The organism is Micromonospora sp. SCSIO 07396 (genome assembly GCF_053667945.1).
In genome coordinates this window covers 4,145,979-4,168,736 of the sequence record NZ_CM132210.1, presented here as the reverse complement: position 1 = coordinate 4,168,736, position 22,758 = coordinate 4,145,979, and the positions used below count along the sequence as shown (strand labels likewise).

General features: G+C 73.1%; 17 protein-coding genes. 7 read left to right on the top strand and 10 right to left on the bottom strand.

Annotation, left to right across the window (positions count from 1 at the left end; genetic code table 11):
• Positions 1-110: 110 nt before the first annotated feature.
• From ACWCHM_RS17945 to ACWCHM_RS17930, 4 genes are all read right to left on the bottom strand, one after another.
• Positions 111-1,823, bottom strand: a complete 1,713-nt coding sequence (locus tag ACWCHM_RS17945; RefSeq protein WP_454219079.1) for a CDP-glycerol glycerophosphotransferase family protein — start codon at positions 1,821-1,823, stop codon at positions 111-113.
• Positions 1,824-1,847: 24 nt separating this feature from the next.
• Positions 1,848-3,356, bottom strand: a complete 1,509-nt coding sequence (locus ACWCHM_RS17940; RefSeq protein ID WP_421488925.1) for a D-ribitol-5-phosphate cytidylyltransferase — start codon at positions 3,354-3,356, stop codon at positions 1,848-1,850.
• Between the two features lie 170 nt (positions 3,357-3,526).
• Positions 3,527-4,345, bottom strand: a complete 819-nt coding sequence (locus ACWCHM_RS17935; protein WP_281899178.1) for an ABC transporter ATP-binding protein — start codon at positions 4,343-4,345, stop codon at positions 3,527-3,529.
• Entirely contained in the window at positions 4,338-5,231 is an 894-nt protein-coding gene (locus ACWCHM_RS17930; protein WP_204961194.1) for an ABC transporter permease, read from the bottom strand. Before ACWCHM_RS17930 ends, ACWCHM_RS17935 begins: the two co-directional genes overlap by 8 nt.
• A 177-nt stretch (positions 5,232-5,408) precedes the next feature.
• Between ACWCHM_RS17930 and ACWCHM_RS17925 the strand changes: the two genes are divergently transcribed.
• The 5 genes from ACWCHM_RS17925 to ACWCHM_RS17905 all read left to right on the top strand — a co-directional run bounded on the left by ACWCHM_RS17925 (position 5,409) and on the right by ACWCHM_RS17905 (position 12,539).
• The gene (locus tag ACWCHM_RS17925) at positions 5,409-6,047 is read left to right on the top strand and encodes a TetR/AcrR family transcriptional regulator (protein ID WP_421488924.1); all 639 of its coding nucleotides are present in this window, start codon (positions 5,409-5,411) and stop codon (positions 6,045-6,047) included.
• Between the two features lie 167 nt (positions 6,048-6,214).
• Complete coding sequence (locus ACWCHM_RS17920) at positions 6,215-8,311, top strand: DUF6077 domain-containing protein (protein WP_421488923.1); 2,097 nt, start codon at positions 6,215-6,217, stop codon at positions 8,309-8,311.
• A 214-nt stretch (positions 8,312-8,525) separates the two neighbouring features.
• Entirely contained in the window at positions 8,526-10,280 is a 1,755-nt protein-coding gene (locus ACWCHM_RS17915; RefSeq protein ID WP_204961445.1) for a CDP-glycerol glycerophosphotransferase family protein, read from the top strand.
• 170 nt (positions 10,281-10,450) lie between these two features.
• Positions 10,451-11,107, top strand: a complete 657-nt coding sequence (locus ACWCHM_RS17910; RefSeq protein WP_204961197.1) for a response regulator transcription factor — start codon at positions 10,451-10,453, stop codon at positions 11,105-11,107.
• Positions 11,108-11,117: 10 nt separating this feature from the next.
• Positions 11,118-12,539: an ATP-binding protein gene (locus tag ACWCHM_RS17905; protein WP_454219078.1), complete on the top strand. Its 1,422-nt coding sequence runs from the start codon at positions 11,118-11,120 to the stop codon at positions 12,537-12,539.
• Between the two features lie 4 nt (positions 12,540-12,543).
• Here the strand turns inward: ACWCHM_RS17905 and ACWCHM_RS17900 are convergent, their stop codons facing one another.
• The 3 genes from ACWCHM_RS17900 to yaaA form a co-directional block, all read right to left on the bottom strand.
• Positions 12,544-13,506, bottom strand: coding sequence for a TAXI family TRAP transporter solute-binding subunit (locus ACWCHM_RS17900; protein ID WP_372446016.1), 963 nt, complete (start codon positions 13,504-13,506; stop codon positions 12,544-12,546).
• A gap of 101 nt (positions 13,507-13,607) precedes the next feature.
• Positions 13,608-14,273 (bottom strand): hypothetical protein, encoded by a 666-nt coding sequence (locus ACWCHM_RS17895; protein ID WP_204961199.1) that lies wholly within the window; start codon positions 14,271-14,273, stop codon positions 13,608-13,610.
• Positions 14,274-14,370: 97 nt separating this feature from the next.
• Positions 14,371-15,171 (bottom strand): peroxide stress protein YaaA, encoded by an 801-nt coding sequence (gene yaaA / locus ACWCHM_RS17890; protein ID WP_307821436.1) that lies wholly within the window; start codon positions 15,169-15,171, stop codon positions 14,371-14,373.
• A gap of 158 nt (positions 15,172-15,329) precedes the next feature.
• On the opposite strand from yaaA, the gene ACWCHM_RS17885 reads away from it, so the two are divergent.
• Positions 15,330-16,370: an App1 family protein gene (locus ACWCHM_RS17885; protein WP_454219077.1), complete on the top strand. Its 1,041-nt coding sequence runs from the start codon at positions 15,330-15,332 to the stop codon at positions 16,368-16,370.
• 7 nt (positions 16,371-16,377) lie between these two features.
• Here ACWCHM_RS17885 and ACWCHM_RS17880 read toward each other — a convergent pair whose 3' ends face one another.
• From ACWCHM_RS17880 to ACWCHM_RS17870, 3 genes are all read right to left on the bottom strand, one after another.
• Complete coding sequence (locus ACWCHM_RS17880; protein WP_454219076.1) at positions 16,378-17,865, bottom strand: M48 family metallopeptidase; 1,488 nt, start codon at positions 17,863-17,865, stop codon at positions 16,378-16,380.
• Positions 17,866-17,937: 72 nt separating this feature from the next.
• Positions 17,938-20,040 carry a 1,4-alpha-glucan branching protein GlgB gene (glgB, locus tag ACWCHM_RS17875; RefSeq protein WP_454219075.1) on the bottom strand — a complete coding sequence of 701 codons (2,103 nt, stop codon included), beginning with the start codon at positions 20,038-20,040 and terminating at the stop codon, positions 17,938-17,940.
• Positions 20,028-22,277, bottom strand: a complete 2,250-nt coding sequence (locus tag ACWCHM_RS17870; RefSeq protein ID WP_204961203.1) for an alpha-1,4-glucan--maltose-1-phosphate maltosyltransferase — start codon at positions 22,275-22,277, stop codon at positions 20,028-20,030. The genes glgB and ACWCHM_RS17870 overlap by 13 nt, the downstream gene beginning before the upstream one ends.
• A 168-nt stretch (positions 22,278-22,445) precedes the next feature.
• Here ACWCHM_RS17870 and ACWCHM_RS17865 point away from each other — a divergent pair, with 168 nt between their 5' ends.
• Positions 22,446-22,754, top strand: a complete 309-nt coding sequence (locus ACWCHM_RS17865; protein WP_422752486.1) for a hypothetical protein — start codon at positions 22,446-22,448, stop codon at positions 22,752-22,754.
• The last annotated feature ends 4 nt before the right edge of the window (positions 22,755-22,758 follow it).

Genomic DNA, 22,758 nt, shown 5'->3' with positions numbered 1-22,758 from the left:
TGCGTCATCAGGTCTGTAGGCGGCAGACGGCACTTGTGAGGGGGCGTCCGTGCACGCGTCGGGCCCGAGTGGCGAACCACGCCACCACCCCGGCCCGGGTCGACTCCCGGTCAGCCGCGCGGGGACACCGAAGCGTCGTCCCAGGTGGCGGTGCCGGCGGTACGCGGGGCCGGCGGGTTCCAGCCCGGCTCCAGCTCCCGGCGGGCCGCGTCGAGGAAACCGTCGGCGTACGCGTCGTCGGGGAAGTCGCCCAGGTAGCGGCGGCGGGTGTCCCACCGGGCCGCCGCCAGCGGATCGGTGTCCAGCAGCCCGGTCAGCACCTCGTCCAGGTTGGCCATGTCCCGGCGCAGCACGTAACCGGAGCGGGCCAGCGGGAACCGGTCCAGGAACTCGTCACCGTCGACGCCCAGGTCGGTCACCGCGTACGGCTTGCCCGAGTAGAGGTAGTCGGAGATGACCCCGGAGACGTCGGAGACCAGCGCGTCGGAGCGGTTGACACAGTCGGTCAGGCTCAGCTCACGGCTGGCCGCTGCCCCCCACAGGTGCTGCCGCCCGGTCCGGGTCCGGTCGGCGGCGAGCAGCTCGGTGAGCCGGGCCAACTGCCGGGCCGAGGCCGGGTTCTGCCCGGTGTACGGGTGGGCCCGCAGGATCACCGTGGCCCCCCGGTCGAGCAGCCGGCGCAGCAGCGGCTCTGCCACCGGCAGCGAGCAGTAGTTGGCGTCGGCGTGGTGGCCGGTCCAGGTGGGGGTGTAGAGCACCGTCGGGGCGGCCGGCGGGCGGGCCTCCCGGCGTACCTCGATGGCTTCGACCTGCGGACGGCCGACCACGACGAACTTCTCGGCGGGGATCTCCACGCCGGCCCGCGCGTACCGCTCGATCGCCGCCGGACCGGCCACGAAGATCTTGTCGAAGATGGCCGAGACCGGGTTGGCGCTGGGGGCCTTGTCGCTGTCGCCGTGGTGCAGCTGCACGTGGGTGAGCTGGGTGAACCGGATGCAGTGGCTGTTCTTCGCCCCGTGGTTGACATAGAACGCCACCCGCAGGCTGGGCACCAGCGCCTCGTCCATGGCCTTGAGGGTGGGGCAGTAGACCACCGGGGCGCTGGTCGCGGCGGCGATCGTGGGCAGGAATTCCGGCTCCCGCAGCAGCACCAGGAACGGCCGGCCCAACCGTTCCAGGTAGGGCAGCCACATGGTGACCTGGTATTCCGAGCCGGGTGGGGCGGAGAAGTAGAGCAGGAACTCCGGCTGGTGCGCACGTAGCGCCCGGGTCACCGGGCCGCCCCCGCCCGACGGCCGGAACCGCCGCCGGGCCAGGTCCAGGCCGACCGCGCCGCAGCCGGCCGCCACCACCAGCACGACGGCCAGCGCGACCACGGCGGGCAGGGCGAGGGCGGCGGCCACCGCCACCACCGCGAGCAGCCCCAGCAGGATGCCGCCGAGGCGGGCGGCGACCAGCGGGGTCCACGCCCGCACCGGCAGGTTCGCCGCCCGGATCTCCAGGTTGCCGGCGTCGCGCAGCGGCCCCACCAGCAGCACCAGGCCCAGCAGCAGCAGCGCGGTGAGCGCCAGCACCGGGTCGAACCCGTCGTCGAGCCGGCGGGCGTAGCCGACCAGGATGCCGGCGGCCAGCAGCACCGTCTCGGCGACGATGTCGGCGTCGGGGCGGACCCGGCGTTCGTAGCCGGCGGCGGCCAGCGCGGCCACCGCCAGGGCCAGGCCCCAGCCGGTCGCGCCGGTGAACGCCACCACCAGGAAGGCGAGCACGGCCAGGCCGGTGGTCAGGCACCGTGCGATCAGTTTCCTGACCAGGTCACCACGCATGTCGTACGTCTCCGGGGGGTCGGGTCAGCCGGCGTCGACGCCGCTGGGCAGCCGGTCCTGCTCGGCCGCGGTTGGCTGGGCCGGCACCGGGGCCGGCTCGCCGGGGGCCCGCCGGACGTCGATCACCTGACCGGTCAGGTCGGAGATCAGCACGTCGAGCGAGGATTGGGCGACCGTCTCGGCGGCCAGCAGGGTGTGCTCCGGCTCCTCACCGAACGCCTTGGTACGCATCGGGGTGGCGGTGCGCTCCGGGTTGATGCAGTTGACCCGGACGCCGTACTCGGCCCACTCGTCGGACAGCGCCTGGGTCAGGTTGACCAGCGCCGCCTTCGTCGAGGAGTAGAGCGCGTACTGGGCCCGGCCCCGGGTGTAGGAGCTGGACGTGTAGAGCAGCAGCTGACCCTTGGTCTGTTGCAGGTACGGCAGGGACTGCCGGGCGGCGATCACCGGCCCGACGAAGTTGACCTGGAGGACCCGGTCCATGGTCTCCTCGTCCATCTCGGCCAGCGCGCCCTTCTCCAGGATGCCGGCGGTGACCACCACGTGGTCGATCCGGCCGGTGGCCTCGAACGCGGTCTTCAGCGCGGCCTCGACGTCGCCGGTCTGCTCGACGTGGGTGCCGGTGCTGGACCGGCTGAACGCGAAGACCTGCGCACCGTAGCCCCGGGCCAGCTCGGCCAGGTCGTGGCCGATGCCGTAGCTGCCGCCGAAGATGACGATCGTCCGGCCGGCCAGCTCCTCGGTGTAGCTGCGGTGCGACAGCCGGGGGGCCTGGGCGGCGGCGAGCTGGAACAGCTTGTCGGCGAGGTGCACGTCGACCGGGTGGGTGACCTTGATGTTCTCGTCCGACCCGTCGATCACCTTGATCGGGGTGCCGGGCAGGTAGCGCAGCACCACGCCGCAGTCGTCGGTGGCGGCGAAGTCCGGGTCGCCCTCGGCCCGCCGGTACGCCTCCCGGATGGTGCCCGAGCGGAACGCCTGCGGGGTCTGCCCCCGGCGCAGCCGGGACCGGACCGGGATGTCGGTGATGCACTCGTCCTCGTCGACCTGGATGATCGTGTCGGCCGAGGGGATGGCCACGTCGACGGCGGAGTAGGTCCACAGCGCGTTCACGCACTCGCGGACGATCCGGGCGCTGACCAGCGGGCGGACCGCGTCGTGGAAGAGGATGTTGACGTCGCCGTCGCCGACCGCGTCCAGGGCGATCCGGGTGGTGGCGTTGCGGGTGTCGCCGCCCTCGATCACCTTGCTGACCTTGCGGAAGCCGGCCTTGTCGACGATCTGCTGGGCGTCGGCGACGTGGCCGGTGGCCATCAGCACGATGATCTCGTCGATCTCCGGGGCGGCCTCGAAGACGGCCAGGGTGTGCTCGATGATCGGCTTGCCGGCGATCTTCAGCAACTGCTTCGGGATGCCCAGGCCCAGCCGGGTCCCGGTGCCTCCGGCCAGCACCACCGCCACCGTCCGCGAGGGCCGCCACGGCGCCGGGGTCTCCGGTGTGGCGTCCGGGCCAGTGGTGTGGTCCTGCGTCATTGCCGATCCTCACTCTCGGGGGATGTCTGCACGCGTCCCGGGGGTCACCCTGAACGGAGGGTTGCGCCAGCGTGGCGACGGGATGAACCTTAACGCGCGGACCGCGCCGCCCCAACGGGACGACGCGGTCCGCTGGGCGTCGAACCGACGCGGTACGCGCGCCCGGAATGCTACTTGCCGTTGGCGAATGCCTCGTACGCCCGGATCACCTCGTCGGTGGGCCCGTCCATCCGGATCAGCCCCGACTCCAACCAGATCGTCCGTTCACAGGTGTCCCGTACCGAGGAGAGCTGGTGGCTGACCAGGAAGACCGTGCCGGCCCCCTCGCGTAGTTCCCGGACCCGCTGCTCGCTGCGCTTGCGGAAGCCCTTGTCGCCGGTGGCGAGCGCCTCGTCGATCAGCAGCACGTCGTGTTTCTTGGCGGCGGCGATGGAGAACCGCAGCCGGGCCGCCATGCCCGAGGAGTACGTCCGCATCGGCAGGCTGGCGAAGTCGCCGCGCTGGTTGATCCCGGAGAACTCGATGATCTCCGGAGTCATCCGGGCCACGTCGTCGGGCTGCATGCCCATCGCCAGGCAGCCGAGGGTGACGTTGCGCTCACCGGACAGGTCGTTGAGCAGGGCGGCGTTCACCCCGAGCAGGGACGGCTGGCCCTGGGTGTAGACCGCGCCCCGGTTGACCGGGAGCAGCCCGGCGATGGTGCGCAGCAGGGTCGACTTGCCGGAGCCGTTGCTGCCGATCAGGCCGATCGCCTCACCCCGGTAGGCGGTGAAGGAGACCCCCTTGACCGCGTGCACCTCCTGGATGTTCGGTGCGGAGGAGCGCTTGACCAGCCGGCGCAGCGCGGCCACCGGGGTGGTACCGCCCCCGGCGCCCTTGTGTACCCGGTAGATCACGTGCGCGTCGTCGACCACCACGGTGGGGATCCGCTCGACGACCCGGGGCAGGGTCACGGTGACGTCGTTGGACGTCTCGAACCGGTCATCCACGGCCGTACTCCTGTTCGCCGCGCCAGAAGTAGACGTACCCGGCGATGCCACCCAGCACCGCCCAGCCGAACGCCACCAGCCAGAGTTGGGTCACCGACTCGTTGAGCAGCGGCGCCTGCTCCAGCAGGGCGTACCGGGCCAGCTCGATGTAGACCAGGATCGGGTTGAACTGGATCAGCGTCGAGGCCCACTCGGGCAGCCGGTCGAACAGCTTGACGCTGTAGAGCACGCCGGAGCCGTACATCCAGGTGCGCAGGATGAACGGCATGACCTGCTTGAGGTCGCTGGCCTTGGAGCCCATCCGGGCGACCACCATCACGACCCCGGCGTTGAACAGCGCCTGCAGCAGCAGCGCCGGGGGCAGCATCAGCCAGGCCAGGGTGATCGGCTCGCCGGTCACCAGGACGATGCCGACCAGCACGATCATCGAGGCCAGCAGCTGCTGGAACTGGGTGAGCGTGGCGGCCAGCGGCAGGCAGGCCCGGGGGAAGTGCAGGGCCCGGATCAGCCCCAGGTTGCCGCTGATCGACTGGGTGCCGGCCAGCACCGCGCTCTGGGTGAAGTTGAAGATGAACAACCCGGTGGTCAGGTACGCGATGAAGTTCGGGATGGTGTTCTGCCCGAGCACCACGCCGAAGATCAGGTAGTAGACGGCGGCGTTGGTCAGCGGGGTGAGCACCTGCCAGATCTGGCCCAGCTTGGCGTTGCTGTACGAAGCGACCAGTTTGGCGTTGGCGTACGCGGCGGTGAAGTGCCGGTAGGCCCACAGTCTGCGGCTGTACTCGGTCAGGGAGGGGCGCTCGCCGGCGACCCGTAGTCCGTGCCGAGCGGCCAGCTGCGCCTGGGTCAGGCCCGTTTCGGGGTCGACCAGCGCGGTGGTGGCCATGGGAAGGGCGCTCCGATCTTTCGTACCAACGGGATGCGCGCGACGATGGGAACTGTGGGTCGGCGCGGCGCCGGGGCAGCCTCGTCGCTGCGTGGACGGTAGTCCATAACACGTCGGGACGCAACCGTACCGTCGTTGCGCTACATTGGCCCCCGTGACAGGTGCGAGAAGTCCCCGATGACCAGCGACAAGAGGCGTGCGCCGGCCGGTGCCGCAGTGCTGAGAGGCGACATCACCAGGGCCATCCGCCGCGCGTTGATGCAGGAACTCGCCGCGGTCGGATACGGGCGGCTCTCCATCGAGGCGGTGGCCCGCCGGGCCGGGGTGAGCAAGACCGCGATCTACCGGCGGTGGAACTCGAAACTCGACCTGGTGATCGAGACCGTGGTGGCCGCCGCCGGCAACAAACTGCCGGCGCTGGACACCGGCAGCCTACGCGGCGACCTGACGCTGCTGTTCCAGGTGATCGCCCACGCGCTCGGCCACCCGCTGGCCTCGCAGATCATCCCCGACCTGCTGGCCGAGGCGGCCCGCAACCCGACCATCGACGCCACCCTCCAGCAGCTCCTGCGGGCCAAGCAGCAGGAGATCGGCGGGCGACTGATCGGCCTGGCGGTACAGCGCGGCGAACTGCCCGCCGACACCGACGCCGACGCGGCCGTCGACCTGATCGTCGGCCCGCTGTACTGGCGGCTGGCCATCGCACGGACCCCGCTCACCCCGAGCTACCTGGACCTGCTGGTGGAGTCCGTGGCGACCGGGTTGACCGCGAACGGCACGGTGCCCCGCCAGCGGGAGGCACCGGTGTCCGGTTGACCGGTCCCCACCCGGCCGTCTCCGGGACACCGCCACGCCGCCCACCGGCCATCGATCCGAGGTGGTTGCGGTTACCCTGCTTTGCGGACCGGAGCCGGGCGACCGTCCGCCGCCCGCCGGCCGTACGACTCTCGCGTACCGTGCCCGTACGACGACAAGGACGACCCGTGCCGAACGCCGACCCCGTTGCCGTCGCGCCCCCGCCCGTCGCACCACCCCCCGCCGGGCCGGTCGCCGGACGACCGCGCCCCGCGCACCGGCTGCGGTCGGCGCTCGCCGCCGCCCCGGCCGTCATCACCGACGCGGGTGTGCTCGGCTTCGCGCTGTGGACGGTGCTCTACCACGCCTCCTTCCTGTTCGGGCTGCGCCCGTCGGTGACCTTCCTGAGCTGGCTCGTCGGCTGCGTCGTGATCGCCGCCGTGGTCGCGGTGCGCGCCCTGCGGCGGACCCGTGTCCCCGTCACGCCCCCCGCACCGGCCGCCGACCCCGTCCCGGCGGGCGGGACGGGCCAGCCGCGCCGCTTCCTGCTGCCCGTGGTCGCCGCCGGAGTGGTCGCCGCCGTCACCGCCGGCCTCGCCGGCACCCCGGCCGGCGACGTGCTGTCCTGGTGGGTCCCCGCCGTCGCCGGCGCTGTCGCGGGGATCGGCGTCATGCTGCTCACCCGGCGGGCGTGGCGGGCCGACGACGCCGACCCACCCGCGCCACCCGTCCCCACCGCTCTCCAGTCCGGGTACGCGCTGCTGATCTCGGTCGGGGTCGCGATCTCCTCGCTCTACCTGGCCCGTAACACCCCGGACGACGTCTACTACGTCGGCAAGACGGTCTGGGTCGCCGAGCGTGACCTGGTGCCCACCAACGACTTCCTGTTCACCGAGAACGTCGCCCCGGCGATGGGCTCGCTGCCGCCCACCCCGTCGATCGAGGTGTTCGACGGCGCGCTCGCCCACGTGCTCGGCATCCACGGGGCGTCCGCCACCTGGTACCTCGCGCTGCCGGTGATGGCGGTGCTGGCCGTCCTGGCGCTGTGGCGGCTCACCCACCGATGGGCCCCGCGCCGCCCGGTGCTCGCGTTCAGCGTCGCGGTGACCTACCTCTACCTGGTGGCCGGGTCGGACGCCGCGCTCGGCACCTTCCACCTGCCCCGCCTCTACGAGGGCAAGGGGATGTTCGTCTCGGCGGTCATCCCGTTGATGTGGCTCTACCTCACCGAGTGGTTCGACACCCGGTCCCGCCGTTCGCTGCTGCTCGTCTTCGCCCTCTCGGTCACCGCGGCCGGCCTCACCACCACCTCGGCGATCATCCTGCCGATGCTGGTCGGCGCGGCCGGGCTGGCGATGCTGCTGGTCGGCCGGTGGAAGGACGCGGTGGTCGGTGGGCTCGCCGCCGTGGCGTACCCGGTGGGGGCGATCGTGGTGTCCCGGCTCGTGCTGGGCGGCATGGACGCCGCCGGTGCGGACGACGCCTTCTTCGACGCCGAGTACACCTACCGGCGCACGCTGCTGGTCGGGATCGTCGGGGTGATCAGTGGCCTGGCGCTGTGGTGCGGGCCGCTGCTGGCCCGCCGGCGCACCCCGGCGCTGCTGGCCGCCGGTGCCGCCCTGGTGATGAGCGTGCTGCTGGTGCCCGGCGTGCTGGAGACGCTCGGCGCGCTGACCGGCATTTCCGTGGTGCTCTGGCGGGTGCCGTGGCTGCTCGCCCTGCCGACCCTGATCGGTCTGCTCTGCACGGTGCACGTCCCGTCGCCGTCGCGGCTGCTGCGCGGTGCGGTCGGCGCGCTGGTCGCCGCCGCGATGGTCACCTCGTTCGCCGTCTGGGCCACCCCGATGTGGTCGCCGGACAGTTGGGTGGAGACGCACACCCGACCCACCTGGAAACTGCCCCAGCAGCGGCAGGAGATCGCATTCTGGATCGCCGGACGGGACCGGCCGGACGGGCTCGTCCTGGCCCCCTCGACGATCATGCGAACCTCACTGATCGTCACCAGTCGGGTCCGGGTCGTCCTGCCCCGCGACTTCTACCTGGTCGAGTACGACCTGAACTCCGATTTCGCCAAGGACCGGCTGCTGCTGGCCCATTTCGCCGACGGGCGGGAGAAACCCGACCGGGCGCAGGTCGCCACCGCCGTCGACCGGCTCGGGGTGGGCACCATCTGCGTCTACAACGGCAACCGGTACGCCCGGCAGACGGCCGTCGAGCTGGGCTTCACCGAGTTCGCCTCGCGGCGTGGCCCGGGCGCGACGACCTGCTACGGCCGGACGGGCTGAGCGGCGGACGGCCCGGGTCGTCCGCCAGGTATCGTCTCGTCTGACCGAAATGGACCTGGATACCCGAGCGACACCGGGACGTCCTCTCGCGTTAAAGTCGCAGTCACCCGCAGGCCGGCCCGTTCGGTCGCGGTGCTGCGGTCACGCCCGTCGTACGACGAGGCCGTCGACCGCCGGGCCCCGCCCGTCATCGATCTCGTTGGGAGCGTCCCCCTTGTTCGGCTCGTTACTGGAACGCACCGGCACCGCCGCCCGAGGCGCGCTGCTGGTGCTGTCCTACCTGGTCATGCTCGTCGCGGGCGTTTTCGGATGGGTGGCCCTGTTCGCCGTGGCCGGGCTGGCCGCCGTCGTCGGCGAGTTCGCCGTCACCCGCTGGTCGCCTCCCTCGGAGACGCTGCTGGAGAAGGTCGGCCTCAACCGGGGCTACCGGCAGCTCAGCCGCGACCTGGCCAGCGTGCTGCTGGTCGCCGCCACGGTCCCGCTCACCGGGGTCGAGCTGACCTGGCTGCTGGTGCTGCCGGCGGCGGTCTGGGTGACCGCCGTCTTCTCGGGCGCCCTCAACACCATGATCGACAGGCGGAACCCGGTCTCCGCCCTGGTCCGCAACATCGAGCTGGGTCCGATCCGGTCGGCCCCCCGCCCGCCCGGCTGGGTCGCCGCCCTGGCCGGCGTCCCGCTCGCGGTGCTCAACGTGCTGCTGATCCCGGCCGCCGTGGTCGCGGCGGTCCGCACCGACGTCACCGTCATGCTGGCGGTCGCCGCGCTGGCCGCCGGGCTCGCCGCCCTGGTCGGCGCGGTCGTCGCGGTGACCTGGCTGCGCGGGCGGGGCACCGGCAAGAGCCCGGTGCTGCCGGTGCTCCAGCGCTGGATCGACGGCTACCGCCCCGAGGTCGCGCTCTACTTCGCCGGCCCGGCCAAGGACGTCTACCAGGCGAACATGTGGCTGGCCCCGACCGAGGCGCTGAACCAGCGGGCGGTCGTGCTGATGCGCAGCAGGGAGGCGTTCTTCGAACTGGCCGACACCCGGCTGCCGGTGATCTGCGTGCCGACCGGCCCGGACTTCATGAACCTCGAACTGGGCACCGTGCGGGCCGCCCTCTACGCGGCCAACGTCGGCGCGAACATCCACATGCTGCGCGAGCCGGGCATGAAGCACGTGTTCGTCGGCCACGGCGACAGCGACAAGCAGGCCAGCGTCAACCCGTACAGCAAGGTGTACGACGAGGTGTGGGTCGCCGGCCTGGCCGGACGGGAGCGGTACGCGCGGGCTGCGGTCGGTGTCCGCGACGAGGACATCGTGGAGATCGGCCGGCCGCAGCTGGCCGGGGTGCACACCTTCGGCGGGACCGCCCCGGACCGGCCGTTCACCGTCCTGTACGCCCCCACCTGGGAGGGCTGGCTCGACGACGACCCGTACCACACCTCGCTGGTGCTGATGGGGGAGCGGATCGTCCGGGGCGTGCTCGCCTCGCCGCAGGTGCGCCTGGTCTACAAGCCGCACCCGCTGACCGGCTCCCGCTCCAAGGAGGCACGGGCGGTGCACGAGCGGCTGGTGTCGCTGATCCGCGCCGCCGGCGGCGACCCCGACTCCGGTTCGCTCGACGGCCCGGGGCACCGGGTGGTCACCGGCCGGGTCCCCGCCCTGTTCGACTGCTTCAACCAGACCGACCTGCTGATCAGCGACATCTCCAGCGTGGTCTCCGACTTCGTGCAGAGCCAGCGGCCGTACGTGGTGGCCAACCCGAGCGGGCTGCCGGAGGACGAGTTCCGGCGCGAGTTCCCCACCTCCAGGGGGGCGTACCTGCTCTCCCGGGACTGCGGCGAGCTGGAGAAGATCGTCGCGGTGACCCGGGCCGGTGACGACCCGATGACCGACGCCCGGCGGGAGCTGAAGACCTACCTGCTCGGCCCGGCCGAGGCCAACCCGATGGACCGGTTCCAGGAGGAGATCGGCCGGCTCTGCCGCTGACCGACCGGGCCGTGGGACCCGGGGTGGACGCCCGCCCCGGGTCCCGCGCCGTTTCCCCGGCCGGTGGCGGCGGCATCCCGGTGACCGGCGCGGGGTCGCCCACCGTTTCCCCCACGCCGGCGCTTCTGCCACCATTCGCTCGACATCCGTACGACGAATGGGGGTCACCGGTGCGCATCCTGCTGGTCGAGGACGACCGACGGGTGGCCGCCGCCCTCGCCTCGGCGCTGACCCGACGCGGGTACGAGGTCGAGCACGCGGCCACCGTCGCCGCCGCCCTCTCCGCCGCCCCCTGCGACCTGGTCCTGCTCGACCTCACCCTGCCCGACGGGGACGGCACCGAGGTGTGCCGGGAGTTGCGGCGGCGCAGCAGCCAGCTCGGCATCATCGCGGTCACCGCCCGGGGCGAGGAACGCGACCGGGTGCTCGGTCTGCGGCTCGGTGCCGACGACTACGTGGTGAAGCCGTTCTCGATGGTGGAGTTGCAGGCCCGGATCGAGGCGGTGCTGCGGCGGGCGGCGCACGCCGCGCCGGCCCGGGACCTGATCGAGGTCGGGCCGGTCCGGATCGACGTGTCCGCCCGGACGGTCGCCGTCGCCGGTCAGCCGGTGGCGTTGACCCGTAAGGAGTTCGACATCCTGCTCTCGCTGGCCCGTCAGCCCGGCACGGCGGTGCCCCGGGACCGCATCCTGCTCGACGTCTGGGGCACCACCTGGGCCGACCGGCACACCGTGGAGGTGCACGTCGGTTCGCTGCGCGGCAAGCTCGGCGACGCCCGGCTGGTGGAGACCGTACGCGGGGTCGGCTACCGGCTCCGGGGCGAGTGAGGGGCAGCCGGTGCGGCGTCGACTGGTGATCAGCTACCTGCTGCTGATGGTGCTGGTGCTGCTGGCGTTGGAGACACCCCTCGCGGCGACCCTGGCGTCCCGGGAGACCGACCGGGTCCGCGCCGACCGGCTCGCCGACGCGACCCGGTTCGCCTCGCTGGCCGGGCCGGCGCTGCGCGGCGGCGGAGCAGGGCCGCTGACCGGCGAACTCGTCAGCTACGACCAGCTCTACGGCATCGGGGCGGCCGTCGTCGACCGGGACGGCCGGGCGCTGGTGGTGTCGACGAGTTGGCGTACCGGCCGGGACACCCGGGCGGCCCTGGACACCGCGCTGGCCGGGCAGCAGTTCAACGGTCCGGACTCGGTGTGGCCGTGGGTGGACGGCCCGCTGGTGGTGGCCGTGCCGATCAACGACGGTGGTGAGGTGCTCGGCGCGGTGGTCACCGCCACACCGGTGGCGAAGGTGCGCCGCACGGTCACCGCGTGGTGGCTGCTGCTGGCCGGGATCGGCCTGCTCGCCGTGCTGGCCTGCGTCTCCACCGCGTTCGGGCTGGCCGGTTGGGTGCTGCGCCCGGTGACCGAGCTGGACGCGGTGACCCACGAGATCGCCGAGGGGGACCGGGGTGCCCGGGTGCAGGACCGGTGGGGCCCGCCGGAGCTGCGCCGGTTGGCGGCCAGCTTCAACCACATGGCGGCGGTGGTCGCCGACGTGATGGACCGGCAGCGGGCCTTCGTCGCGCACGCCAGTCACCAGCTGCGCAATCCGTTGACCGCGTTGCGGCTGCGGGTGGAGGAGCTGGGGCCGAGCGTGGTCGACCAGGACGGCCGGGCCGAGCACCGGCTCGCCCTGGAGGAGACCGACCGGTTGGCGCTGGTCCTCGACGGGCTGCTCACCCTGGCCCGCGCCGAGCGGGAGCAGAACGAGCGGGTCACCGTGGACGCGGCGGCGGTGGCCGCGTCCCGGGTCGCCGCGTGGGAGCCGCTGGCCCGGCACCGGTCGGTCACGTTGCGCCTGGCGGCGGCCGGCCCGGCCTACGCCCGGACCGTGCCGACCGCCGTCGACCAGGCATTGGACGCGCTGATCGACAACGCGATCAAGTTCAGCGGCGACGGTGGTGAGGTGACCGTGGCGGTCCGGCACGCCGAGGGGGGCACCGCGCTGGAGGTGCGCGACACCGGCCCCGGGATGACCTCGGGCCAGCTCGACCAGGCCACCGAGCGGTTCTGGCGGGCCCCGGACGCGCAGAACATCGAGGGCGCCGGCCTCGGGCTGACCATCGTGGCGGTGCTGGTGGACGCCTCCGACGGCCGGCTCACCATGCACCCGGGTCAGCCGCGCGGCCTGGTCGCCGAGCTGTGGTTCCCCGGCCCGTGCGGCACCGACCCTCCGTCGGACGCCGGTGCCCCCGCCCTGCCCGCCGGGGCGGGCTGAGCGGTCAGGGTTTGGCGGACCGGTACCAGTCGGCCGCGCCCGGGTGCAGCGGTAACGGCGTGGTGGCGATCGCCGAGCGGGGACTCATCCGGCCGGCCGCCGGGTGGGCGGCGGCCAGCTCCGACCGGCGTTCCATCAGCAGCCGGGTCACCTCGCGTACCAGGGGCTCGGGCAGGTCCGCCCGGACGATCAGGTAGTTGGGGTTGGCGACGGTGGTGACCGGGTCCACCCCGTACACCGAGCGGGGGATGTCCCGGGAGACGTACACCTCGCGGTAGGCGCGGCGCAGTGGCTCGGTCCACTCGCCCAGGTTGACCAGCCGGATCGAGGTGGCGTCGGCGAGCGCCTTCACCCCGCGTACGGGCAGGCCGCCGGAGAAGAAGAAGGCGTCGATCCGGCCGGCGCGCAGCGCCGCCACCGAGTCGTCCAGCCCGAGGTGTTCCTGTCGGACCTGGTCCCCGCCGAGCCGGGCCACCGCCAGCAGCCGGGTCACGGTGACCTCGGTGCCGGAACCGGCCGCGCCCACCGAGACCCGTCGCCCGCGCAGGTCCGCGAGGTCGTGGATCGGTCCGCCGGCCGTGGTGACCAGGTGCAGCAGGTCGTCGTAGACGCGGGCCACGGCCAGCACCTTCGGCGGGGTGGTCGGGTTGGTGTCGAGCACGTCGGCCTGGGTGAAGCCCAGTTCGGCGGCACCGGAGCCGACCAGCCGGACGTTCTGGGCGGAGGCGGCGGTGACCACCACGCTGGCGCGCACGCCTGGCAGTTCGCGGTTGAGCACGGTGGCCAGCGACTGGCCGAAGGCATGGTAGACGGCGGTCGGGCTGCCGGTGGCGATCCGGATCGGGATCGGCTCGTCGGGGGAGTCCTGGCAGGCGGCCAGCCCGCCGAGCACCACGACCAGCAGCATCAGCAGCGCCCCGCCGGCGGAGGCGGGCCGCCGGCCGCGCCCGGTCCGGCTACGGCTCACGCGGTGCACTCTGCGCCGTCACCGGCTCCGGCGCAAGCTCGGGCGGCCGGTGACCGGTCTGAGCACCGGTCAGCGTGCGGTGTGGTGGCCGGTGGCCGTGGTCAGACCAGGGTGGGGGTCCGGGCGGGCGCCAATGCGGCCCGCTCCATGATCCGCAGCCGGTCCGGCCCGTCCGCGACGCTCACCACCAGGCAGCCGGCACCCGGGCGCAGCAGGGCCGGCACCTCCAGCAGCGCCGCCGACCGGATCAGCACGGCGGCCAGTTCCCGGTCGGCCAGCCGGATGCCGAGGATGTGCCGCCGGACGTGCCGGCCGCCGGCCAGCAGGGCCGAACGCCAGGCGGCCGAGGCGAGCCGGGTCCGCCAGGCGGCCCGGGGGGTGGAGGAGCCGACGGCCGGCCCGAGCAGTTCCCGACGCCCCTGCCGCCAGCCGGTCTCCCGCAACCTGGTGAACCCGGCGCGGTGATCCGCCGGCACGTGCAGCCGGTGCAACTCGTAGCGGCGGCGCAGGCCACCGGTGACCACCTCGTGCTCGACCGGCACGTCGAGCCGGGCGAGCAGTTGCCGCATCCGCAGTGCGGCGTCCTCCCGGTTGAACTCCACCGCGACCCGCTGCGGTGGCGTGGGGGCGTGCGGGCGGGCCGTCGGTGTCGGCGTGCAGCGCACCAGGCAGGCCACCTCGAACGCGTCGGCCAGGGTCAGCCAGTCCAGCGGCGGCGGGGACGACGGGAGGCGTGGCCGGTCGAGCAGGCGGGGTTCGGAGGTCATCGGACCGCTCCTTCTCGACGTCGGATGCCCCTAACGGTCGCCTGCCGGTCGGCCCGCCTCCAGCCATCGGCACGGGATTTGAGGAAATCTTGCGTTCCTAGAGTTCGGTCACCACCACGTCGATCTGCCGGGGCCGGCCCGCCGTCACCGGCTGCTCCTCGACCGGATACTTCAGGTCACGCAGCGCGGCGATCAACGCGGTCGCGGTCCGTGGCCGGGCCCCGGCCAGCAGCAGGTCACGGACCAGCCGCCCCTTGGTCGCCTTGTTGAAGTGGCTGACCACGGTGCGTTCGCCCGGCCGGCGCTCGTGCAGCACCCGCACGGTGACCGTCCGACCGGCCAGCGCCGCGGGCGGCGTCCAGGTCGCCGCGTAGGCGGCGGAGCGCAGGTCCAGCACCGGGCCGCTGCCGGCCGCCGCCGTCAGCACCGGCGTCAGCACCCGCCGCCAGTACGCCGACAGCGCCCCCACCCCCGGCAACCGCGCCCCGATCGGGCACCGGTACGGCGGGATCCGGTCGGCGAGCCGGACCGCGCCCCACAGGCCCGAGCTGACCAGCACGGTGCGACGGGCCGTCCGCAGCGCCCCGGGCGGCAGGGTGGAAAGGCCGAGCGCCTCGTAGAGCACCCCGGTGTAGACCTGCCCGGCCGGTGCGGTGGCGGCCCGGTCCAGCCGGGCGTTGCGGGCCAGCTCGCCCCGCTGGCCGGCGGTCAACCCGAGGGCGGTCAGGGCGGCGTCCGCGGCGGCGTCGGACCGGCCGGTGGCGCTGAGCGTCATCAGCGCGCCCAGCACCTCCTCGCGGGCCGGGGTCAGCTCGGGCAGGGAGAGCCGGGTCAGGTCGAGCCGACGGCCGGTGCCGGTGTCGGCCTTGCCCTCGGAGGGCGGCAGCAGGATGAGCACCGGCACAGCGTACGGACCGAGGTCGGTGCCCCGGCCGGACGGCGCTCGGGCCGCTCCCGCTCCCACCCGGACCGCCGGCCCGGCGTGTGCCGAGCAGCCCGGGTGGCTACCTGGGCGCTCGCCTGGCCGCTGCCGGACACCTGTGGCAGGGTTGCAGCGTGCCATCCACCACCGCAGGCCAGCTGGCCGTACCCACCCTGCACCGGGCCGCGCGGATCGAGGACGCCCTGCACCAGTTGGTGGAGCGTCGGCTGCGGCGCACCGGGTGGCAGCCCAACATCGTCGCGTACGCCGGTTACGGCGCGCCCGGCTGGGCCCGGGTGCTGTGCCGGGTGCTGCTCAGTCGCCCCGACCGGCGGCAGGGCCGGCTGGAGAAGGTGCGCGGCTGGCGCAGCTTCGCCACCCTGCCCGCCAAGCACGTCGAGGTCACCATCGAGGCGGGCGGCGGCGTGCACACCGCCCAGGCCGACCGCAGTGGCTTCGTCGACACCGTGGTCAAGGCCGACTTCATCCCCGGCTGGGCGTCGGTGCGGCTGCGGGTCGCCGACGCCGAACCGGTCGAGGCGCTGGTCCGGGTCATCGACCCGGAGGTGCGCCTGGGCATCCTCTCCGACATCGACGACACGGTCATGGTGACCGCGCTGCCCCGCCCCATGCTGGCCGCGTGGAACACCTTCGTCCTCGACGAGCACGCCCGCACGGCCGTGCCGGGCATGGCGGTGCTCTACGAACGCCTGGTCACCGCCCACCCGGGCAGCCCGGTGTTCTACCTGTCGACCGGCGCGTGGAACGTCGCGCCGACGCTGACCCGGTTCCTGTCCCGGCACCTCTACCCGGCCGGTCCGCTGCTGCTCACCGACTGGGGGCCGACGGCCGACCGCTGGTTCCGCAGCGGCCGGGAACACAAGCGGGCCACCCTGGCCCGGCTGGCCACCGAGTTCCCCGACGTGCGGTGGCTGCTGATCGGCGACGACGGCCAGCACGACCAGGAGATCTACCGGGAGTTCGCCGCCGCCCACCCGGAGAACGTGGCCGGGGTGGCGATCCGCCGGCTCTCCCCGACCCAGTCGGTGCTCGCCGGTAGCCTGCCCGTGCCGAACGACCGGCCGTCGTCGGCGGGGCCGGTGGGGCAGAAGTGGCTCTCCGCCCCGGACGGGGCCGGCCTGTGGAAGCTGCTCCGCGACGCCGGCCTGGTCTGATGCCCGGTCAGGCGGTCGGGGCGGCTTCGGAGGTGACAGTCGTCCGGATTCCGAGCGCGGCGAGACGGTCCCGTGCGGCCGGTACGGTGGCGGGGTCGGCCGACAGGTCCACCAGCTCGCCGAGCGGCAGCGGTTCGCCGGCCGTGCTGGACAGCTCGGGCGGGCCGGACCAGGAATGCCGCCACGAGGCGGCGGCGGAGTCGACCGCCGCAGCCTCCAGCGCCCCCTCGTAGGCCACCGTCAGGGACCGGAGGGCGTCCTCCTCGGCGGCATCCGGGGCCAGCTCCCGGGCGAGGTCGAGGCACCGGTCCTCGGCGAGGAGGGCCAACAGCAGGTCGAGATCGGCGTCGGGTCGCCCGGTCAGCCGCGCCGCCGCCCGGTACAGCGGGTCGGCCTGCTCCCGGGCGGACCGGTGCGCGAGGGTGGGGGTGAGCCCGTCCCAGGGCAGCAGTCGGATTCCGGGCCTGTCGAACAGGCTGTCCCGGAGCCGGCGACCTGCGGCGTCGAGGTCGGGAACCAGTACGGTGGCGGGGCGGCGGTCCGGGACGACGGACACGTCCGGCACGAAACGCAGCGCGGCGATCCGTTCCCTGAGCGGTGGGTGCGACTCCCACCAGGCGGGCTCGGCGGGGGCCACCTCGACACTGCGCTCGCGGATTTCCTCACGGCACTCGGCCAGGTAGGCGGCGAACCCCTCGAACAGGTCCTCCGGGAGGTGCCCACGGTCGTACGCCGGCAGCACGTGGTCGGCGAGGTACGCGTCCCAGCCGGTGCCCACCAACCGGATCTCGCGTAGGGCGCTCACCATGGCGTCCCGCCCGGCGACGGCCACCGCGTAGCGGTCCGCCTCGTACTCCATCTGCCGGCTGATGCCCTGCTCGACGGCGACGAACAGCCGGGCGTACGCGGAGAGGACCGCGCGCAGCACGCCGTCCACGGTGTTCTGGGCGGTCCCGACGATCATCATCCGGGCCCGCAGGGCGATCCGCACGCTGCGGGTGTGCCGACCGGAGAAGTGCCCCATCTCGTGGGCGAGGACCGCCCGGATCTGGTCGACGGTGTACGCCGGCAGCAGGGGCAGCCCGAGGATCACCGTACGGCGGCCGGGCAGCAGGCCGAGCAGCCGCACCTCCTCGGTCACCGCGGCGTTGGCCCCGGCGACCAGGCGGACGTCGTCCGGCTCCCGGGTGCCCACCCGGGCCGCGAGGTCCCGGACGATGCGCCACAGCTCGGGTGCCTGTTCCGGGCTGAGCAGGATGCCGGTCGGCGGGGCGGGGCGTCGGGTCAGCATCCGACCGAGAGTGAAGACCAACGCGAACAACACGGTGAGGGCGGCACCGACGACGAGCGGCCGGAACACCCGGCTGCCGGAGCCGTCCCCGTCGGTGCCGTAGCCCAGGCCGAACGCCCCGACCCCCACCACCAGCGCGACGGCCAGGACGAGGAAGCCGACGAGCAGCATGATGGACAGCACGGCCTGCAACCACGTCTTCACGCGCGTTCCTCCCCCGGTGCGGCGTGCACAGTATCGACCGGAGGAGATGCGCCACAAGGCCCTTTCGGACGGTCAGTCGCGGCGCAGCCAGAGCACGCCGAGCGGGGGGACCCGCAGCGAAACCGAGGCGGGCAGGCCGTGCCAGGGGACGTCCTGGGCGTGCACCGCGCCGAGGTTGCCCACCCCGGAGCCGCCGTAGTGGTGGGCGTCGGTGTTGATCACCTCGGTCCAGGTGCCGGCGGCCGGCAGGCCGACCCGGTAGTCCTCCAGCGGGCTCGCGGAGAAGTTCGCCACACAGACCAGGGTCGCGCCGTCCGGGGCGATCCGGACGAAGGAGACGGTGTTGTTGGCGACGTCGTCACCGGCGATCCAGCGGAACCCGGCCGGGTCGGTGTCCTGCGCCCACAGCGCCGGGGTGTCCCGGTAGGCGGCGTTGAGGTCGGCGACCAGCCGCTGCACGCCGGCCCGCGCCGGATCGTGCAGGAGGTACCAGTCGAGGCCGCGTTCCTCGCTCCACTCCCGGTCGTCGCCCAGCTCGCAGCCCATGAAGAGCAACTGCTTGCCCGGGTGCGCCCACATGTACGCCAGCAGCGCCCGTACGTTGGCCAGCCGTTGCCAGGTGTCGCCGGGCATCTTGCCGGCCAGCGACCCCTTGCCGTGCACCACCTCGTCGTGGCTGATCGGCAGCACGTAGTTCTCGCTCCAGGCGTACGCCAGGGAGAAGGTGAGCTGATGGTGGTGGTGCTGCCGGTAGATCGGGTCCTTCGCGGTGTAGAGCAGGGTGTCGTGCATCCAGCCCATGTTCCACTTGAAGCCGAAGCCGAGCCCGCCGTCGCTGGTGGGCCGGGTGACCCCGGGCCAGGCGGTGGACTCCTCGGCGATCATCACCACCCCGGCGTGGTGCTTGTAGACGGTGGCGTTGACCTCCTGCATGAAGGCGATCGCCTCCAGGTTCTCCCGGCCGCCGTGCTGGTTGGGCAGCCACTGCCCCTCGGGGCGGGAGTAGTCCAGGTAGAGCATCGAGGCGACCGCGTCGACCCGCAGGCCGTCGACGTGGAACTCGTCGCACCAGTACAGGGCGTTGGCGACCAGGAAGTTGCGGACCTCGCGGCGGCCGAAGTCGAAGACGTACGTGCCCCAGTCGGGGTGTTCGCCGCGGCGCGGGTCGGGGTGTTCGTAGAGCGGGGTGCCGTCGAAACGCGCCAGCGCCCACTCGTCCTTGGGGAAGTGCGCGGGCACCCAGTCCAGCAGCACCCCGACGCCGGCGGCGTGCAGCCGGTCGACCAGGTAGCGGAAGTCGTCCGGGTCGCCGAACCGGGAGGTGGGTGCGAAGTAGCCGGTGACCTGGTAGCCCCAGGAGCCACCGAACGGGTGTTCCATCACCGGCAGGAACTCCACGTGGGTGAAGCCCATCTCGGTGACGTACGCGGTGAGCTGCTCGGCCAGCTCCCGGTAGCCGAGGCCGGGCCGCCAGGAGCCGAGGTGCACCTCGTACACGCTCATCGGTTCCCGGTGCGGCTGCCGGCGGGCCCGACGCTCCATCCACAGCGCGTCGGTCCACTCGTAGCGGGACCGGTGCACCACCGAGGCGGTGGCCGGCGGCACCTCCGCGTACGCGGCCAGCGGGTCGGCCTTGTCCCGCCACTGTCCGTCGACGCCGAGGACGCGGTACTTGTAGCGGGCCCCCTCCGGCGCGCCGGGCACGAAGATCTCCCAGACGCCGCTGGAGCCGAGGCTGCGCATCGGCCAGCCGTCGTCGGCCCCCCAGCCGGTGAAGTCGCCCACCACCCGTACCCCACGGGCGTTCGGGGCCCACACCGTGAACGCGACGCCGTCGTCGCGGACCCGCGCGCCGAGCGCCTCCCAGAGCCGTTCGTGCCGGCCCTCGCCGATCAGGTGCAGGTCCAGCTCACCGAGGGTCGGCGGGTGACGGTACGGGTCGTCGGTGACCCACCCGTCGACGTCGACCCGGTAGTCGAGCACGCTGCCCTCGACGCGGGCCTCGAAGACGCCGACGTCGTGCACCCGCTTCATCGGGTGCCGGTCGTCGCCGACGAGCAGCGCCACGTCACCCGCGCCGCGCCGCATGGTGCGGATCGTGGTCCACCCGTCGGCGGGGTGCGCGCCGAGCAGGGCGTGCGGGTCGTGCGTCGCGCCGGCGATCAGCTGGTCCATCGGTCGTCCTTCGGGGCGGGGTCGGTCGGGGTGCTGCCGTGCGGGGCACGGCCGGTCCTGGTGCCACCGGCCCGGGTTCCGCCGGCCCTGCCGCGGCGGACCCTGGCAGGGCCGGGCGCGGGCAGGTCGGTCGCGGCGGCTCCGGTCGGCTGGTCGGCCTCCGGGGCGGGGGCGGGGGCGGTCGGGGCGGTGCCGCCGGAGAGTTCGGCGGGCACCTCCGTCACGGTCAACTCGGCCGGTTCCGCACCGGCCGGCGGCACGGCCGGCGGTGTCGGCGGACGCCGGACCGTCAGCACGTGCGCCGGTTGCAGGTACGGGTCGAGCCGGACCGCGTTGCGCTGCCCCCATTCGTAGCTGGCCCCGGTCAGCTCGTCGTGCACGGTGAACCGTTCGTGCCAGTCGAAGCCGAGCGCCGGCATGTCCAGTGTGGTGTTGCCCCACTGCACGGTCTGCGAGTCGAACGAGCAGACCACGATGACCGTGTCGCCGGTGTCCGGGTCGCGCTTGGACCAGCAGAGCAGCGCCGGGTTGTCGATGTCGTGGAAGACCAGGTTGCGCAGCCGGTGCAGGGCCGGGTGCTCGCGGCGGACCCGGTTGAGGGTGGCGACGAACGGGGCGAGCGAGCGACCGTGTGCCTGCGCGCCGGCCCAGTCCCGGGGGCGCAGTTCGTACTTCTCGTTGTCGAGGTACTCCTCGGCCCCGGGCCGGGCGACGTGCTCGAACAGCTCGAACCCGGCGTAGATGCCCCAGGACGGGCTGAGCAGGGCGGCCAGCACCGCCCGGATCTTGAACATCGGCGGTCCGCCGTGCTGCAACGATTCGTGCAGGATGTCCGGGGTGTTGGGCCAGAAGTTGGGCCGCATCCAGTCGACCGAGGCGACCAGTTCCTCGCAGTACTCCCGCATCTGCGCGGCCGTCGTGCGCCAGGTGAAATAGGTGTACGACTGGGTGAAGCCGATCTTGCCGAGCCCGTGCATGATCGCCGGCCGGGTGAACGCCTCGGCCAGGAAGAGCACGTCCGGGTCGGTGCGTTTGACCTCGGCGATCAGCCAGTGCCAGAAGTCGAACGGCTTGGTGTGCGGGTTGTCCACCCGGAAGATCCGGATGCCCTCGCCGATCCAGTGCCGCACCACCCGCAGCACCTCGGCCCGGATGCCCTCGGGGTCGTTGTCGAAGTTGACCGGGTAGATGTCCTGGTACTTCTTCGGCGGGTTCTCCGCGTACGCGATGCTGCCGTCGGCGCGGGTGGTGAACCATTCCGGGTGCTCGGTCACCCAGGGGTGGTCGGGGGCGCACTGCAACGCCAGGTCCATCGCCACCTCCAGGCCCTGCTCGGCGGCGGCGGCGACGAAGTCACGGAAGTCCTCGGGCGTACCCAGGTCGGGGTGGATGGCGTCGTGGCCGCCCTCGGCCGCGCCGATCGCCCACGGCGAGCCGACGTCGTCGGGGCCGGCGGTCAGCGCGTTGTTGCGGCCCTTGCGGTTGACCCGGCCGATCGGGTGGATCGGCGGCAGGTAGAGCACGTCGAAGCCCATCGCCGCGACCCCGGGCAGCCGGTCCATCGCGGTGACGAAGGTGCCCGAGCGGGCCGGGGCGTCGACGGTGGCCGGGATGGCGCCTTCGGAGCGGGGGAAGAACTCGTACCAGGCGGAGAAGAGCGCCCGGGGGCGGTCCACCCAGAGCAGGTGCGGGGTGCCGGTGGTGACCAGTTCCCGCACCGGATGGGCCCAGAGCAGGTCGGCCAGGTCGAGGGCCGGGGCGACCCGGTGGGCCAGCTCGGCCTCCTTGTCGCCCAGCGCGGCCACCGCCGCCTCGACCCGCCCGACGTCGCCGGCCGGTACGAGCTCCAGCGCGGCGGTCAGCACCCGCACGCCCTCGGCCAGGTCGTTGGCCAGCTCGGCCGCGCCCTGCCCGGCGGCGACCTTCTTGGTCACCGCGTTCTGCCAGGTCAGGTACGGGTCCTGGAACGCCTCGACGGTGAAGGTCCACTCGCCGACGGCGTCCGGTCGGATGGTGGCATGCCAGCGGTCCTGCCCCGGTTCGCCGGGGCGCATCCGGGTGAACGGGCGGGTCACGCCGTCCGGGCCGTGCCAGACCACGTTGCAGCCGAGCGCGTCGTGGCCTTCCCGGTAGGCGCGGGCCGACACCGGCACCAGCTCGTCGACCACCGCCTTGGCCGGGTAGCGACCGCAGGCGACGACAGGGGAGACGTCTTCGATCGGGAACCGTCCGCTCACCCGCTCAACCTACTGTGCGAGATCCCCTCGCGCTCAACCAAGCGATCCCTTCTCCCGCCGGCCGCCCCGTCGGACGTTCGCCCAGCTCCGGACACGTGGCGTTGCGGGCTGATCACCACGTGTGTATGGTCGGCTGGGTCAATCGACGGATCATGATCTGGAGGTAGGATGAATCGGCTCAAATCCCGCGCGGCGGCCCTCGTGGCGGGTGCCTCGATCGCTGGCCTCGCCGTGGGTGTGGTGCCCGGCACCGCCGCCCAGGCCGGTTACTACCAGTACCGCAAGTGCTCCGATGCGGTCTCGCTCTCCTTCTTCGTCGACAGCACCTCGTCGACCACGCGGTGGCCGCACTCGATCGGCTGGAACAACGTCATGTACGCGGCGCAGGAAGCCAACGGCCGCTACCACGTCTCGCTCTGGGACACCTCGGGTGACACCAACGGCTGGGTCAGCACCGCCTGGGTCCGCGCCTGCTGAGCGG

Bases quoted from the DNA above. Each gene is read 5' to 3' on its own strand.
- ACWCHM_RS17945 (WP_454219079.1), bottom strand. From the start codon at position 1,823: ATGCGTGGTGACCTGGTCAGGAAACTGATCGCACGGTGCCTGACCACC.
- ACWCHM_RS17940 (WP_421488925.1), bottom strand. From the start codon at position 3,356: ATGACGCAGGACCACACCACTGGCCCGGACGCCACACCGGAGACCCCG.
- ACWCHM_RS17930 (WP_204961194.1), bottom strand. From the start codon at position 5,231: ATGGCCACCACCGCGCTGGTCGACCCCGAAACGGGCCTGACCCAGGCG.
- ACWCHM_RS17925 (WP_421488924.1), top strand. From the start codon at position 5,409: ATGACCAGCGACAAGAGGCGTGCGCCGGCCGGTGCCGCAGTGCTGAGA.
- ACWCHM_RS17895 (WP_204961199.1), bottom strand. From the start codon at position 14,273: ATGACCTCCGAACCCCGCCTGCTCGACCGGCCACGCCTCCCGTCGTCC.
- glgB (WP_454219075.1), bottom strand. From the start codon at position 20,040: ATGGACCAGCTGATCGCCGGCGCGACGCACGACCCGCACGCCCTGCTC.
- ACWCHM_RS17865 (WP_422752486.1), top strand. From the start codon at position 22,446: ATGAATCGGCTCAAATCCCGCGCGGCGGCCCTCGTGGCGGGTGCCTCG.